The organism is Bacillus sp. NPDC060175, assembly GCF_042728695.1.
In the GTDB taxonomy this organism is placed as follows: domain Bacteria; phylum Bacillota; class Bacilli; order Bacillales; family Bacillaceae_G; genus Bacillus_A.
Genome location: NZ_JBHWYR010000099.1, coordinates 1 through 14,102 on the forward strand (window position 1 = coordinate 1; position 14,102 = coordinate 14,102).

Consider the following 14,102-nt stretch of genomic DNA (forward strand, 5'->3'; position numbering starts at 1 on the left):
CTACTTTTTGTAGGTTCTTACGATTAAGCTATATGGTTATATTTCGCTAAAAAAGGAACTCGTTTTGCTACTAGTGCATACATTTTGAAAATAAATTTTGCTAACGGTTCAAATATACGTGTGCTTTGTATTACTAATCCACTTGTAATAAATGTTAAGAACGCAGCACCAAGTATATCTAGAGGATAATGAACACCTACGTACATGCGTGATACACCGACTAATATTGCCCATATAAGCGCGATATATTTAAGTTTTTCTCCTCTTAGAATAAATACGAAAGCAATCGAAAATACAAGCACAGAATGATCACTTACAAATGATGAATCTGCTGCATGCGGTACTAATTGATTTACATGGTGTGTTATAAAAGGACGCGGATGGTAATATACCGCATGTATAAGAACATTTACTAATAATGCAATACTAACTGAAAGTGTCGTATATAACACTGTATATTGTTTTCTAATTGCATTCTCTTTCTTTCCATTATTGAACCATAGGATAAGCATGAATAGAATAGCTACATATGCAGCACTATTTGTAATAGCGATCATTAGCGTATCTAATAGCTTGGATGATCCAGCAAAGTTATTAATCCATTGAAATACTGTGTAATTCATATTACTCTCTCCTTATTATTTCTCATTGTACTTTAAATAAAGATACAAGTTCTTGATTTACACAGTATACAACATCAATATGAAAATGGGCTTAAACTTTTCTCATCTAATTCTCATGTTATTACTATTCATTTGACAATCGTGTAACTATTTACAAGAGCTAAGTATGTATAAAGGTTGTAAAACATTTTAAATAGTATGGTAAACACTTTATGCATGAATATAATATTTAACATGTTCATTTAAATATAATTTCTCTGAAATCATATTTTCATTCCATACGAAGGGCAATATTACCGAATTGCTCTCCTTGCTGCATTCGATTTAAAGCTCGGATTGCTTCTTCTAATGGATATACTTTATCAATAATCGGTTTAATATTATGTTCCTCTATAAAATGAACCATCTCATTAAATTCTTCACGGCTTCCCATTGATGTTCCCATAATATCAATTTGATTATAAAATAATGCTCGTAACGGTAATTCGATTTTATCTCCTGAACTTGCACCGAAGTTAACGATTCTTCCATTTGGTTTTAATATATCGAAATATTTCGAAAAAGTCGCCGGACCTATACTATCTATAATTAAATCCACTTTTTCTCCATGTAGGCACTCTTCCCAATTACCAGAACTATTAAAAGAAAAGTCTGCTCCATATTTTTCAGCAGCCTTTCTTTTGTCCTCTATCCTTGAAGTAACACTCACCTTTGCTCCAATTGCTTTAGCAAATAACATAGCATAAGTAGCTACACCACCGCCAATTCCCGGAATTAGGACATGTTCTTCAGGTTTTAATCTACCTTTTGTAAAAAGCGCTCTATATGCAGTTAATGCCGATAAAGATAAAACGCCAGATTCTTCCCACGTAAGATAGGATGGCTTTTTCACTACATTTTCAGCTGGTACAATAACATATTCGGCAAACGTTCCATCGGCTGGTCCACCTAGTACCTCAGGTAACTCTGGTATTTCATGAGTATTATTCCATCCAATACTAGGATTTATAATAACCGCTGTATGTAGTGCGATATTTGAAACACCTTCTCCTAATTCCGTAACAATACCTGCACCATCTGATCCTAGAATTAAAGGTAATTCCATTTCTTTTCTATTATTCATTATAAATAAATCACGATGATTTAAACCTGCTGCTTTTAATCTCACTTTAACTTCCCCAACATTAGGTGTTATCTCAGGTGATAATTTATATTTTAAACCTTCTATTCCATTTTTATGTTGATGTACAATAGCTTTCATTAATTATTCCCCCTTAATACTTTCAATGTACTTTAAATATCGAAATAAATAAAATAATTTGATTACTAAGCATCAAAAAAGGAGGAAATACAAAATGTATTCCTCCTTTTAAATAACTCTTACAAAAAGAATTTTCCACCTTCAACTATCAATGGGTAGCATAAGGAAATGTAATCGTAACAACTGTTCCTTCATTTTCTTTACTGTCTAATTGAATAGTTCCGTTATATTTTTCTACAAGCCGTTTTGCAATAGATAGGCCTAGCCCATTGCCACCTTGTTTTCGACTTCTAGCTTTATCGACTCTATAAAAACGGTTAAGAACAAAGGGTAAATCCGATTCAGGTATTCCCGCTCCATGATCTATTATGCGAATATTAATTTCCCCTGACTGCATACTTGATTCAATACAAATATACTTATCAACTTCTTTTGTATATTTCACTGCATTATCCATTACAATAATAATAATTTGTTCTAAGTAAGATGATGGCATTGAAACATATGCTTCATCTGCATCTAATTTCATATCAAATTGAAAGTCAGGTTGCAGTACTGAAAAGTTTTGTATAACTTGTTTTAATACGCTATTAACATGGACTCGTTCAGCTGCTATTGGATGTATCTGTTCTGATTCAGCTCTTGATAGCTCTAGCAATTCTGAAACTAATTTATTTAATCGATCTACTTCTTTTAGACTGGATTGAAGAGATTTATCCAATACTGCTGGATCATTTTTCCCCCATCGATTCAGCATTGATAAGTGCCCTTGAATAATTGTTAATGGTGTTCTTAATTCATGCGATGCGTCTTCTACAAACTGTTTTTGCTGTGTAAAAGAAGTTTCTACTTCATCCATCATTTCATTAAAAAGGATCGATAGTTTTGCGAGTTCATCATTGTTTTCTCGTACTGGAACTCTTTCATTTAGTCCGTTTTTCTTAATACGCTTCATCGTCTCTGTTATGTTTTGAACACTCGATAAAAGCTTTTTCGTTATAATTATCCCGCCTAAAAAGCTAAATATTAATCCACATGCCCCTGCAAAGACCATTACCACTAGGATGATTTTTAATAAATGATCAAATGTCTCTAAGTTTTTCGTAAGTTCAATAGTTCCCGTGAATTTTTTTGTTTGAATTGGTATGCGCTCAACTAATATTCGATCTTCTATATGTCTTTTTATTAAGGATTCATCTTGGGTAACCTGTTTTGGTTTTATCCAAGCTTCATTAAAATCTCGAGAAACAGTAACAATGGGTTTTCCATCATTTCCGATAATACGAATCATTTGATGTTTATCAATCATGTTGTTAAGAAATTCATTACTGTTTTCAAATGTTTTGCTCGAGAGCGTATCATTTTTATCTTGGAAATATGCCGCTATTTCTGTCACTTGTCTATTTATTTGTTTCTGTTCATAATCTATAGTCCACTTATTAATTACAATGAATTGTAACGCGCTATATAAAATAAACAAAATGAATACTAGTGTAGTGGACCAAAGTGTTAATTTCCACTTTATAGGCAAATTTCTAATTCGGTACATAATGTTTTTTATCATTTCATTATATATCCAGCACCGCGGACTGTTTGGATATACTCCTCCTTATCTAAACTATGTAACTTATTACGTAGATAACGAACATACACATCGACTATATTTGTCTCAACCATTGCATCATACCCCCATACTTGGTCCAGTAAAATATCACGGGTAAGAACTCGATTAATATTTTTCATAAACATAAGCAGTAGCTCGAATTCTTTATTTGTAAGTTCAATTTCTTCATTTCCTTTAGTTATAGTTCGAGATTCAATCTGAAGCTGTAGATCTTTAAACGAAAGAAATGATGCGTGCTTTTGCTCTGTATTTTCTTCTCTCCTAAAAATCACTCTCATACGTGCTAAAAGTTCTTCAATTGCAAACGGTTTTGGAAGATAATCATCAGCTCCACTATCTAACCCTGTCACACGGTCCATAATACTATCACGAGCAGTCAACATAATAATAGGTGTACTTTTAGTTGCTCTTAGTCGACGACATACTTCCAGTCCATTTAATCCTGGTAACATTAAATCAAGTAATATGAGATCATAACTATTTTCAAGTGCTGCTTCTAATCCCTTTCTTCCATCAAGTTGTATATCTACTATATATCCTTCATACTTTAATTCTAATTCTAAAAAATCTGCTAAGCTTTCCTCATCTTCAATAATTAGTATATGTTGCAACGATACTTCCTCCTATACGATTAAATGAATAAGTAATCCTATTCCGAATATGACTGTAATAATTTGATGTGCTTTTCGATACATCTTCAATTTTGTTTTCTGATTAGATTTCTGTAAAACAAATCCCGCAACCCCTAATGTTATTAAGGCTAAAAGAGAAAATATACCACTGTATATTAGTATTATATGACGACTTCCTTTTATTAAAAAGTAAACACCGTGAGTAGTCGCAACAGCTATTACAGCGTATCCAATTAATATGTGAAACTGTTTTATGAAAAGATATAGCTCTTTAATCATTTTAAATCCGTGCATATTTTTCTTCTTTAAAAATAACCATATTTGACGTAAAAACCATAATGATGCAGCTAGAATTGCCCCATATTCACCGAAAGAACCTAATTTCTTATTTAACCATTTTACATTTAATACATTCCCGTACAAAACATTAATAAATAGCAATTCTACACTGCAAATAATAATAGTAATACCTATTATTTTAACATACATATGGAAATATTTATTTCTAAGTATTTTCTCCATTTTATATAATCCCCTTTTGACTCAAAAGCTTTATAATCAGCAGTGTATCAAGTAAATGAGAGAATAACATGAGAGAAAGATTAAAATAAAATGAGAATCTGCAAACTACTTATATTTTGTTTATATCCTTTTTGGCCAATTCTAATATGTTGCAAATAAACGGTGCTTTTGCATTTGTATATGAAACACGATCAAAAGGATATGTAGCAGCAAGCATCTCTTTTAATTTTCTATATTCTTCACGTGCCCACTCATGATTTATTAGAAAGTCTCGAAATAAAAGGTTGTTCCTCCATTCCTCGCTATTATAAATATAAACATGTAAATGGTGGGTACCAGCTCTCCATTTACCTTTTCTAAAAAAACGCCAATTAGGTGTTTTTTTAGGAACATATTCATAGCCAATTTCTTCTAGGGCTTCCCTCCAATTTCCGGTAATTTGTAAATTTGTTACGCCGATCATCATATCAATAAGAGGTTTAGCCCCTAACCCTTCTACGGCTGTGCTTCCGATATGTTCAATAGCAATAATTTCTTCATGGAGTAACGGCACAATTTTATTTTTTTCATTTAAAAACTCTGTATGCCAATATTGTTGGTACGGTTTAATTATGATTTTTCCATCCATTTGCTTTCCTCCTTATAACTGTACATTATTATATTTATAAAATTTAAGTTTATAAATATAGGGATTTCACAAAATATGTCGAATACTGTAATGGACAACTTAATTATATTAAATTTGAGGTGAATTATGAAAGATATTCCAGTTAAAATTCAGTTAGATACTATAACATTCCAACTTAAAAAACATCATAATTTTGATTGGCTTACGAAACTAGGAACAGTATTTGCGGTTTTTGACCAACAAGATTCCGGTAATATAAGTTTTGGTGTTGAAAAGAATGGGAAAAAGAACTTTATAAAATATGCAGGGGCACAAACACTCGCATATAATGCTTCTACAAATGAAGCTATACAAAGATTAAAAAGCTCAGTTACTATATACAATGAATTAAAACATGTTTCTCTTATAAATTTAATTGATCACTACCCTTTACAACATGGATATGTTTTAATTTTTGATTGGTTTGACGGTGAATGTCTTCACCCGCACTGGAGTTTCCCACCCCCAGAAAAATATAATGATCCTAACTCACCATTTTATAAATATAAGAAATTATCCGTTAAAAATAGGCTGATTTCATTAAATTCTATTTTTAATTTCCATACTTACGTTGAACACAAAAACTATGTAGCTATTGATTTTTATGACGGTAGTATTTTGTACAACTTTAAAACTAATGAAACAAAAATTTGTGATATTGATTTATACAGTAACAAACCTTATGTAAATAAGATGGGACGAATGTGGGGATCATCTCGTTTTATGTCACCTGAAGAGTTTCAACTTAACTCTATAATAGACGGAAAAACAAATGTATTTAATATGGGGGCTATGGCTTTTGCACTACTAGGTGGCGGGCAAGATCGTTCCTTTATGAAATGGGAAGCTAGTGAAGGCTTATATGAAGTAGCATACCGTGCTGTAAATGAAAATCGTAGTGAGCGCTATGCGTCAATGGAAGAGTTTAATAAAGCATGGTTAAAAGCCTATAACACTGAAAATCTATAAAAACTACATACATTGTAAAAGTACATGTAAAACTTGTACTTTTATAATGTATAATACATATGGGATTGAAATTCAGGATAACGGGGCATGTATTATGAACTTTGTTTACATTAATCAAAATGTTTTAAATAATCTTCTTTATATTTTAAGCAGTATATTTGTTTTTTATTTTATTTATGATAGTGGGTACTTCGGGAAGAAATATAAGAAACTACTTATCATTCTTTGTACGAGTATCCCACTAATTTTATGTATGCGGTATCCCATCTATATGGATGAAAATTATATTCACGATTTAAGACAAATCCCCTTTTTAATTGGTACACTTTATGGTGGATTTCCAGTCGGTATTGCATTACTCATGATTTTATTAATAATACGTTTTATGTTTTATGGTTTTAGCCTGTTAACAATCATTGTTTATGGAACGATGTTAATAATTACAGCATTCGCATCATCAAAATTTAATACATACAATAGGAAAATAAAAGTAACTTCATCTATGTTTTTAACTTTTTCCCTTGCAATATTTACAACAGTAATTGTTTTAACTCTATCAGATTTTGAAGTGAATAATTTGTACATTATTTATTTCATTCTATTACCCACTATTTTAATATTATTTATGGTCTATTTTAATGAAGTTTTAAAAGATGCAATATTCATGCGATCAAAATTAATAAAAGTTGAAAAAATGGAGATTGTCAGCCAACTCGCTGCAAGTATTTCACATGAAGTAAGGAATCCATTGACTGTTGTAAAAGGATTTACACAACTTTTAAAAACACCAAATATAACTCAACAATCCAGAGATGTGTATATTGAACATATTCTTGAAGAGTTAAACCGTGCACAAGCAATTATTGATGATTACTTAACTTTTGCCAAACCGGCTTCAGAAAAACTAGATCATATTTCAGTGGAGCACGAGTTAACTCGAGTTAGTAATATGATGTTGCCTTTTTGTAACATGAATAATATTAATATTACAAAAGAGTTCTCAGAGGGAACAATTATTGGTAATACACAGCACTTCCATCAATGTTTTTTAAATTTAATAAAAAACAGTATAGAAGCAATGCCATGTGGTGGTAATCTAATTATTTCTGCAACTGTTAGTAATAATAAGGTCATAATAAGGATTCAAGATAATGGAATTGGAATGTCGCAAGAGCAAATTAATCGATTTGGCGAACCGTATTTTAGTACAAAAACGAAAGGTACTGGTTTAGGTACGATGGTTGCTGTAAAAATTATCGAAACGATGCGAGGCACATTGAAAATCCGAAGTGTTATAAATAAAGGAACTACTTTAACTATCACATTACCTAAATACAGTAATGAAGAGATTTCGTATAATAAATGAAAAAGGAGCTATTAAGCTCCTTTTTCATTTATTTCGATACAAAAAGTATCTGCTATGTTTTTTAAAGTTTACATTTTGTAGAGATTAATTAGAAATTAGTAACCTTAGCTCCAACAGCTACATCCAACAATAATTAATAAAATAAATAACACAACTAATAATGCGAAACCTCCACCAAAACCACAAGAACCGCCGAAACTCATATTTTCTCCTCCTTTTGGTTTGAAAACTAATAGGTAGTTGATCATTTTAACTGGTTCGTATTATACAGTATGTGTATCTCCCTTTTTTGAGCATGTCTTCATAAAATTAGTAAAAGCACTCTATTGAGAGTGCTTTAAAATGGGTACCAGAAACTCTTGAATACATTTACTTTTAAGTACACTGCAATAATTAAAATGATAATACCAACAAAAAGTGTGATGTAATCCTCCTTTTGTGCGTCCTTTGCATAGTACCACGTTCGTTTATCTTTCTTTCCAAACCCTCTTAAATCCATTGCATTTGACACAGTATCAATTCTTTCTAATGAATGAATAATAAGTGGCCAAAAAATTAAAACACGGTTTTTCATACGAATCCACAAACTCGCTTCTCCTTTTTCAAAAGGTACGCCTCTTGCTTCCTGTGCGTGTCTAATGATAATATATTCGGATTGAATACTTGGTATATAACGCAGTGCAATATTTATTGCATATGTAATTTTATAAGGAACAGCAAATTTATTTAAGCTGCTTACAAATTCACTTGGATGAGTTGTATAAATAAAAAGAAGTGTAAATGGTAATAACGTAAAATATTTCAATGAAAGTGTAGCGGCATAAAATAATGTTTCATATGTAATTGTTGCATAACCTATATGAAAAAAAGAGGTATACGTTCCCGTTAATTCCGATCCATAGGTGGGTGTAATGAAAAGAATCATAACGGAATTTAATAAACTAAATGTAAATATAACGCTGAAAATAACTATAATTTTACGCAATTGAATTTTTGCAATTAAGAGGCCGATACATCCAATAATAAATAAAATTAGCAATATACGAAAATCAAAAAATAAAAAAGTAAGAGTCATACAAAATATAAATAAAGATAACTTAATTGCACCATCCATACGATGAAAATACGTATTATGCATATTCCTCCCTCCTATTAGCCTCAATATAAAGTTTCACAAACTTTTCTGGAGTTGGAATTCCGCTTAATTTAGCTAGTTTTATTAATGAAATCTCCCGTAGATTAGCTCTTTGTAACGTTCCTTGATCCCCTAATACAGTGGATACAGTATTGTCCGCAATGATTTTCCCTTCATGCAGAACTACCGCTCGATCTGCGTATTCTAAAGCAAGATTCATATCGTGTGTGATAATAATAAAGGATGTGCCTTTTTCAACCAGTTTTCTAATAAAGGACATAAACTGTTTGTAATGATAATAATCTTGTCCAGCTGTCGGCTCATCTAATATAATAAGTTTCGGGTTTGTTATAAGTACAGATGCAATAGTAAGCCTCTTTTTTTGTCCGTAGCTTAATGCTTGAATTGGCCAGTTACGAAATGGGTATAATCCACAAATTCTTAAAGCTTTTTCGACTCTACTCTCAATCTCATCTTTAGAAACTTTTTTTAATTTTAATGAAAATGAAACTTCTTCTAAAACAGTGGGCTGTGTAATCATTTGATTTGGGTTTTGCATAACGTAAGAAATAACTTCCCCGCGTTTACGAATAGACCAAGAATTTATATTTTCTCCATCGAATGTTATTCTCCCATTCTTTGTTTTATTTATTCCTATAAGAGTATGAGCTAATGTCGATTTCCCTGCTCCATTATGACCCAATAACGCTACTATCTCTCCCTCTCCTATTGAAAGGTTGATATCTTCTAAGGCTGTATGTTTGTTATTGTATGTAAATGATAAATTTTCTATCTTGCATAAGGCTTTTTTAATATACGTGTTTTTAGATGCCACTTGCTTCCGCATCCAGTTCTTTAATAGGTTATGAACGCCTGCATTACGTAGATTTTCAATTGGAAATACCCCAACATTATTACTGTCAAAATTTAATTTCTTTAGAGCTTCTATATAAATAGGTTCTCTTAGTCCGATATTTGGTAATATATTAGAATTTAGAATACTATCCGGTGAACCAATCGCAATAACTTCTCCCTCATCTATTAAAATAATTTTATCTAAATCAAGATTTAAAATTTCTTCTATTCGATGTTCAATAATTACAATTGTTTTATTATATTTCTCATGCATATTTTTAATGAGTTCTATTGTATTCAAACTACATGCAGGATCTAAATTAGCTAACGGTTCATCAAATAATAATATATCTGCATTTATCGTTAGCAGACCTGCAAGAGAGACTGTCTGTTTTTGACCTCCTGATAATTCATGTGGACTTTGTGCATGGAACTCCTGCATGCTTACCTTTTTTAAAGAATCCGTAACAATCTTTTTCATTTCTATTTGATTTACACAATCGTTTTCTAATGCAAATGCTACATCTTCTTCGACAGTAAGGCCTATAAATTGTGAATCTTGATCTTGTAATATTGTCCCTACGTGTTTACTCTGTTCAAAAACACTACCTTCTCTCGGATCCTTTCCAGCTATTAAAATGTTACCGGTGCTTATCCCTTCGTAAGAAAATGGGATTAGCCCATTTATACAATGAGCTAATGTTGACTTCCCTGAACCACTTCGTCCAGCGATAAGAACCTTTTCCCCAGGATATATTTGAAATGTAATATCTTTTAAAGTAGGCTGCGTGGCATGCCTATATTGAAAGGTAAATTGTTCAAAAGAAATAATTGGTTGCATGTATTCATCCCTACTTTTCAATTTTTAAATGTGTATGTTTCTTATTTGATTTTGCTAGACCGATCGTGATTGGTAAGCCAAGAACTAAAAATACGATAACGTCTGCAATTGTTGCGCCTAGTACTTGTATAACGATTTTGTCAAACGGTTCTCCCATCACAATAATATCGAATGCTCCAGCAAATATAATAGCTATGACAATACCAATTAACCCTGCAATTGCAAAATAAGAAATATCACGGTTATTAAACGTTCCATTTTTCACACTGAAACCAGTTCTTTTTTGTATAAGACCCATTGAAAATCCGATAATCCCCGAACTAAACACCCATCCCCACCAAATACCCCAACCAGCGATCGTATCTGTAACCGTATGACCGATGAGTCCTATTAAAAGTCCTGCTACTGGGCCAAATAACGCACCAAAAACTGTTAATATAGCCAATGCTGGTTTAATAAATGTATTGGGTGCGATAGAAAATCCCCAAAGCCCTAATACCCCGTATAAAGCTGCTCCAATTCCGATTGCTACTACTAGTTTTGTCGTTAATTTGTTCATTACAATTCTCCTCTCCTATTATCCCGCTTTTAATACTCTATATTTATTTTGAAAATGAATTATGCATCGATACTTCCTTTCTATACAACAAAAAATGACCCCTTAAATTAAGAGGTCATTTTCTTTCACGTACAAGAATCCTCTTATCTTTCAAAAGACATATAAATGTCCTCTGCGGAATTAGCACCTTCCTATGCATTTACATAGGGGTTGCTGAGGCTTCATAGGGCCGTTCCCTCTACCTCTCTGGATAAGTATGTATTTGTAATTTGTATTATGGCACTAACAATAAATAATTTCAATACTTTTCTTACTATTTTTATTTTTCGATAAATAGTTCATTTAAATCATTGTATTCTTATCGGAATTGTGAAATAATAAATTCAAAATTGTTATGGGAGGAATGCATGATGAAAGTAATTGGCTTAATTGGCGGACTAAGTTGGGAATCAACATCGTTGTACTATAAACACATTAATACACTTACTCTCTCTAAATATGATCAAAATGCGAAGCTTGTTTTATATAGCATGGACTTTGGGGAGGTAACTACATTATTGCAAAACCATCAATATGAAGAAGTGAAAAATGAATTAGTCACGGTAGCAAAAAAGGTGGAGGGCTCTGGAGCTGAATGTTTACTAATGTGTTCTAATACTGTACATCTATTTGCTGAAGAAGTAGAGAATGCAATTTCAATACCACTCCTTCATATTGGAGATGTAAGTGCAAAAAAAATGGTAGAACATAATATAAAACGTATTGGGCTTTTAGGGACGAAACAAACGATGGAACAAGACTTCTATAAATCACGACTAGCAAATTACAACATTGAGACAATTATCCCAAGTAAAGAAGATAGAACTTTTATTCATCATGTCATATTAAACGAATTAAGTAGAGGTATTATTTCACATGCATCAAAAGAAAAGTTATTACAAATCACAAATACATTAATTAAAAGCGGTGCTGAAGGAATACTACTTGGCTGTACAGAAATTCCTTTGCTCATTTCCCAAAATGATCTATCTGTTCCTGTTTTTGATACTGCTTATTTACATGCGAATACTGCTGTGCAATTTGCTGGATAATAATATAAAAGCATACAGGTAGAGCCTCTATGCTTTTATATTGTCCGAACTATTTATTTAAAAGAGCATCAATAACTGCAATGGCTCTTTTGGAACCACCACACTCTAAAAAACTTTCATTCAGTTTTTGAATGCCATGTTTATACTTTTTATTTGAAAGAACGTCTGTTACCGCCTTTTTTAAAGTTTGCACATTAACATGCTCTTTCAATAATCTATGTGCTGCCTCAAGCTCAGTTAATCTTTGCGCTATCATAGGTTGATCTTTATCATGCGGTATTATCACAAATGGGACATTATAATGGATTGCATCGTGCACACTATTCATTCCACCATGTGTAATAAAAACATCTGCTTCACTTAATATTTCTGATTGAGGTACGTAAGGGGCTATAATAAAGTTGTCTGGCGCTTGCTTAATTTTTGAAATATCATTTCTATCACCGATCGCCATTACTACAATCCCTTCGAAATTTGAAAAAGCATCAATACAAGTATTAAAAAATGGTTCGAGCCCTTCAAGAAGTGTTCCCATTGAAATATAAATAACTTTCTTTTTTGAAAGCAATTCAAGTGGAAACTTTGCATTTGTTTTGCGCTTTATAATACTCGGTCCAATAAAAACATTGTTTTCTCCGAACGAATCGCTATTAGGTTGAAAATAACGACTTGTATACACGAGACTAATATCTCCCTTATTATGCATAAATTGAAGATTATTTTTGGGCTTTACTCCAAATTCATGTTCCATTTGATACAGTAACTTTTCAGAGAGTTCATCGGGTTGGAATTTTATTTCTGCATTTGGATGAAAAGGCAAGGTTTCCAATAATACTGGTGGAATTAAAAATATAGGAGAGGAAACTATGCCTGGAACCTGTAAATATTCCTTTACTAACTCTCCAGCACCAAATATATCATAAACTACGAAATCAAAATTAATGCTTTTACATAATTGTTTCGTAATTTCTAATATATATAAAGAAGTTTGAACATGTACATGAAAGAAAGATTTTAATCCATATGAAGTTTCATTATCAATAGAAATCTCCTTTAATAAATCCGGATGAGTATGTACAATAGCTCCCAAAACTTCAAGCCTTTCCTTAAAGTTTTCCGTTGTAATATAGTGTACGTTATCACCTCTTTCAGTAAAGGCCTTTACTAAACTTAATGTAGGATTTACATGTCCCTCTGCAGGAAAATTAACTATTAAAATATTCAACACGTATTTCTCACTCCTTACAATTCAATGTTCTTATTAATCGTACTGTTATTATTACAAGCAATCTTCCTCTAATAGTCCCAATATGCTTACTACTTTAGGTTGATAAATAATTATCAGTCATCGGAAAAGGCATCTACATAAGTAGATGCCTAACTGTGATAAGGAGTGTTCTGTGAGGTTAGGATAAGCTTTTCTGCTTGTCCTATGCTATCAATATATGAATTATTTTATAAAACGTGCATATCTAATAGAATTATTTTAACCATTTTATTTGATCAAATGGATAATATACCATTTTCACTTTACCTATTACATGTGACTCATTGATAAGTCCAAGTGTATTCCTACTATCTTTACTATGATTTCGATTATCACCTAATACAAATAATTTATGCGAGGGAACTTTCATTTCTCTAAAGTTTGAAAAACGATTTGATACTTGTGACATATCTAACTGTATATACAACTCATCTCGCTTTTTACCGTTAATATATACCACATCGTTTCTTAATTGTATGTTATCCCCTGGTAATCCAATAATTCGTTTCACGTAGTATGTAGGCTCGTCTTCTTTTTTTATTATTACAACATCACCATGATGAAAAGAAGAAAAATAGACACTAGCCTTATTAACTAGTATGCGATTATTTTCATTCAAAGTAGGTTGCATCGAAATTCCTTCTACCATACAAAATAAAAATGACTTAATAATAATAATAATTCCTATTA

General features: G+C 31.8%; 15 protein-coding genes and 1 riboswitch. Of the genes, 3 read left to right on the plus strand and 12 right to left on the minus strand.

Annotation, left to right across the window (positions count from 1 at the left end):
• Positions 1-23 precede the first annotated feature (23 nt).
• The 6 genes from ACFWDE_RS27330 to ACFWDE_RS27355 all read right to left on the minus strand — a co-directional run bounded on the left by ACFWDE_RS27330 (position 24) and on the right by ACFWDE_RS27355 (position 5,290).
• Positions 24-623, minus strand: coding sequence for an undecaprenyl-diphosphatase (locus tag ACFWDE_RS27330; RefSeq protein WP_377895982.1), 600 nt, complete (start codon positions 621-623; stop codon positions 24-26).
• A 271-nt stretch (positions 624-894) separates the two neighbouring features.
• Complete coding sequence (locus ACFWDE_RS27335; RefSeq protein ID WP_377895983.1) at positions 895-1,884, minus strand: zinc-binding dehydrogenase; 990 nt, start codon at positions 1,882-1,884, stop codon at positions 895-897.
• 148 nt (positions 1,885-2,032) lie between these two features.
• Positions 2,033-3,448, minus strand: coding sequence for a HAMP domain-containing sensor histidine kinase (locus ACFWDE_RS27340; protein WP_377895984.1), 1,416 nt, complete (start codon positions 3,446-3,448; stop codon positions 2,033-2,035).
• The gene (locus ACFWDE_RS27345; RefSeq protein WP_219918804.1) at positions 3,445-4,119 is read right to left on the minus strand and encodes a response regulator transcription factor; all 675 of its coding nucleotides are present in this window, start codon (positions 4,117-4,119) and stop codon (positions 3,445-3,447) included. The genes ACFWDE_RS27340 and ACFWDE_RS27345 overlap by 4 nt, the downstream gene beginning before the upstream one ends.
• Positions 4,120-4,131: 12 nt before the next feature.
• Positions 4,132-4,662 (minus strand): hypothetical protein, encoded by a 531-nt coding sequence (locus ACFWDE_RS27350; protein WP_377895985.1) that lies wholly within the window; start codon positions 4,660-4,662, stop codon positions 4,132-4,134.
• Positions 4,663-4,771: 109 nt separating this feature from the next.
• On the minus strand, positions 4,772-5,290 hold the full coding sequence (locus ACFWDE_RS27355) for a GrpB family protein (RefSeq protein ID WP_377895986.1): 519 nt from the start codon (positions 5,288-5,290) through the stop codon (positions 4,772-4,774).
• A 126-nt stretch (positions 5,291-5,416) separates the two neighbouring features.
• On the opposite strand from ACFWDE_RS27355, the gene ACFWDE_RS27360 reads away from it, so the two are divergent.
• Positions 5,417-6,298: a protein kinase family protein gene (locus ACFWDE_RS27360; RefSeq protein ID WP_377895987.1), complete on the plus strand. Its 882-nt coding sequence runs from the start codon at positions 5,417-5,419 to the stop codon at positions 6,296-6,298.
• A 46-nt stretch (positions 6,299-6,344) separates the two neighbouring features.
• Complete coding sequence (locus tag ACFWDE_RS27365) at positions 6,345-7,664, plus strand: LytS/YhcK type 5TM receptor domain-containing protein (protein WP_377895988.1); 1,320 nt, start codon at positions 6,345-6,347, stop codon at positions 7,662-7,664.
• A gap of 104 nt (positions 7,665-7,768) precedes the next feature.
• Here the strand turns inward: ACFWDE_RS27365 and ACFWDE_RS27370 are convergent, their stop codons facing one another.
• The 4 genes from ACFWDE_RS27370 to ACFWDE_RS27385 form a co-directional block, all read right to left on the minus strand.
• Positions 7,769-7,867 (minus strand): YjcZ family sporulation protein, encoded by a 99-nt coding sequence (locus tag ACFWDE_RS27370; protein ID WP_000007808.1) that lies wholly within the window; start codon positions 7,865-7,867, stop codon positions 7,769-7,771.
• Between the two features lie 134 nt (positions 7,868-8,001).
• On the minus strand, positions 8,002-8,802 hold the full coding sequence (locus ACFWDE_RS27375) for an energy-coupling factor transporter transmembrane component T family protein (RefSeq protein WP_377895989.1): 801 nt from the start codon (positions 8,800-8,802) through the stop codon (positions 8,002-8,004).
• Positions 8,795-10,495 carry an ABC transporter ATP-binding protein gene (locus ACFWDE_RS27380; protein ID WP_377895990.1) on the minus strand — a complete coding sequence of 567 codons (1,701 nt, stop codon included), beginning with the start codon at positions 10,493-10,495 and terminating at the stop codon, positions 8,795-8,797. The genes ACFWDE_RS27375 and ACFWDE_RS27380 overlap by 8 nt, the downstream gene beginning before the upstream one ends.
• A 10-nt stretch (positions 10,496-10,505) precedes the next feature.
• Positions 10,506-11,054, minus strand: coding sequence for an ECF-type riboflavin transporter substrate-binding protein (locus tag ACFWDE_RS27385; protein WP_377895991.1), 549 nt, complete (start codon positions 11,052-11,054; stop codon positions 10,506-10,508).
• Positions 11,055-11,194: 140 nt separating this feature from the next.
• A riboswitch (SAM riboswitch) is annotated at positions 11,195-11,311 on the minus strand.
• 150 nt (positions 11,312-11,461) lie between these two features.
• Between ACFWDE_RS27385 and ACFWDE_RS27390 the strand changes: the two genes are divergently transcribed.
• On the plus strand, positions 11,462-12,145 hold the full coding sequence (locus ACFWDE_RS27390; protein ID WP_377895992.1) for an aspartate/glutamate racemase family protein: 684 nt from the start codon (positions 11,462-11,464) through the stop codon (positions 12,143-12,145).
• A gap of 49 nt (positions 12,146-12,194) precedes the next feature.
• Here ACFWDE_RS27390 and ACFWDE_RS27395 read toward each other — a convergent pair whose 3' ends face one another.
• Positions 12,195-13,373: a macrolide family glycosyltransferase gene (locus ACFWDE_RS27395; protein ID WP_377895993.1), complete on the minus strand. Its 1,179-nt coding sequence runs from the start codon at positions 13,371-13,373 to the stop codon at positions 12,195-12,197.
• A 253-nt stretch (positions 13,374-13,626) separates the two neighbouring features.
• Positions 13,627-14,100 carry a signal peptidase I gene (gene lepB, locus ACFWDE_RS27400; RefSeq protein ID WP_377895994.1) on the minus strand — a complete coding sequence of 158 codons (474 nt, stop codon included), beginning with the start codon at positions 14,098-14,100 and terminating at the stop codon, positions 13,627-13,629.
• Positions 14,101-14,102 lie beyond the last annotated feature (2 nt).

What these genes read in the sequence shown, in the direction of transcription:
- ACFWDE_RS27330 (WP_377895982.1), bottom strand. Translation starts at nt 623, where the DNA reads ATGAATTACACAGTATTTCAATGGATTAATAACTTTGCTGGATCATCC.
- ACFWDE_RS27335 (WP_377895983.1), bottom strand. Translation starts at nt 1,884, where the DNA reads ATGAAAGCTATTGTACATCAACATAAAAATGGAATAGAAGGTTTAAAA.
- ACFWDE_RS27340 (WP_377895984.1), bottom strand. Translation starts at nt 3,448, where the DNA reads ATGATAAAAAACATTATGTACCGAATTAGAAATTTGCCTATAAAGTGG.
- ACFWDE_RS27350 (WP_377895985.1), bottom strand. Translation starts at nt 4,662, where the DNA reads ATGGAGAAAATACTTAGAAATAAATATTTCCATATGTATGTTAAAATA.
- ACFWDE_RS27355 (WP_377895986.1), bottom strand. Translation starts at nt 5,290, where the DNA reads ATGGATGGAAAAATCATAATTAAACCGTACCAACAATATTGGCATACA.
- ACFWDE_RS27360 (WP_377895987.1), top strand. Translation starts at nt 5,417, where the DNA reads ATGAAAGATATTCCAGTTAAAATTCAGTTAGATACTATAACATTCCAA.
- ACFWDE_RS27365 (WP_377895988.1), top strand. Translation starts at nt 6,345, where the DNA reads ATGTATAATACATATGGGATTGAAATTCAGGATAACGGGGCATGTATT.
- ACFWDE_RS27370 (WP_000007808.1), bottom strand. Translation starts at nt 7,867, where the DNA reads ATGAGTTTCGGCGGTTCTTGTGGTTTTGGTGGAGGTTTCGCATTATTA.
- ACFWDE_RS27375 (WP_377895989.1), bottom strand. Translation starts at nt 8,802, where the DNA reads ATGCATAATACGTATTTTCATCGTATGGATGGTGCAATTAAGTTATCT.
- ACFWDE_RS27380 (WP_377895990.1), bottom strand. Translation starts at nt 10,495, where the DNA reads ATGCAACCAATTATTTCTTTTGAACAATTTACCTTTCAATATAGGCAT.
- ACFWDE_RS27385 (WP_377895991.1), bottom strand. Translation starts at nt 11,054, where the DNA reads ATGAACAAATTAACGACAAAACTAGTAGTAGCAATCGGAATTGGAGCA.
- ACFWDE_RS27390 (WP_377895992.1), top strand. Translation starts at nt 11,462, where the DNA reads ATGATGAAAGTAATTGGCTTAATTGGCGGACTAAGTTGGGAATCAACA.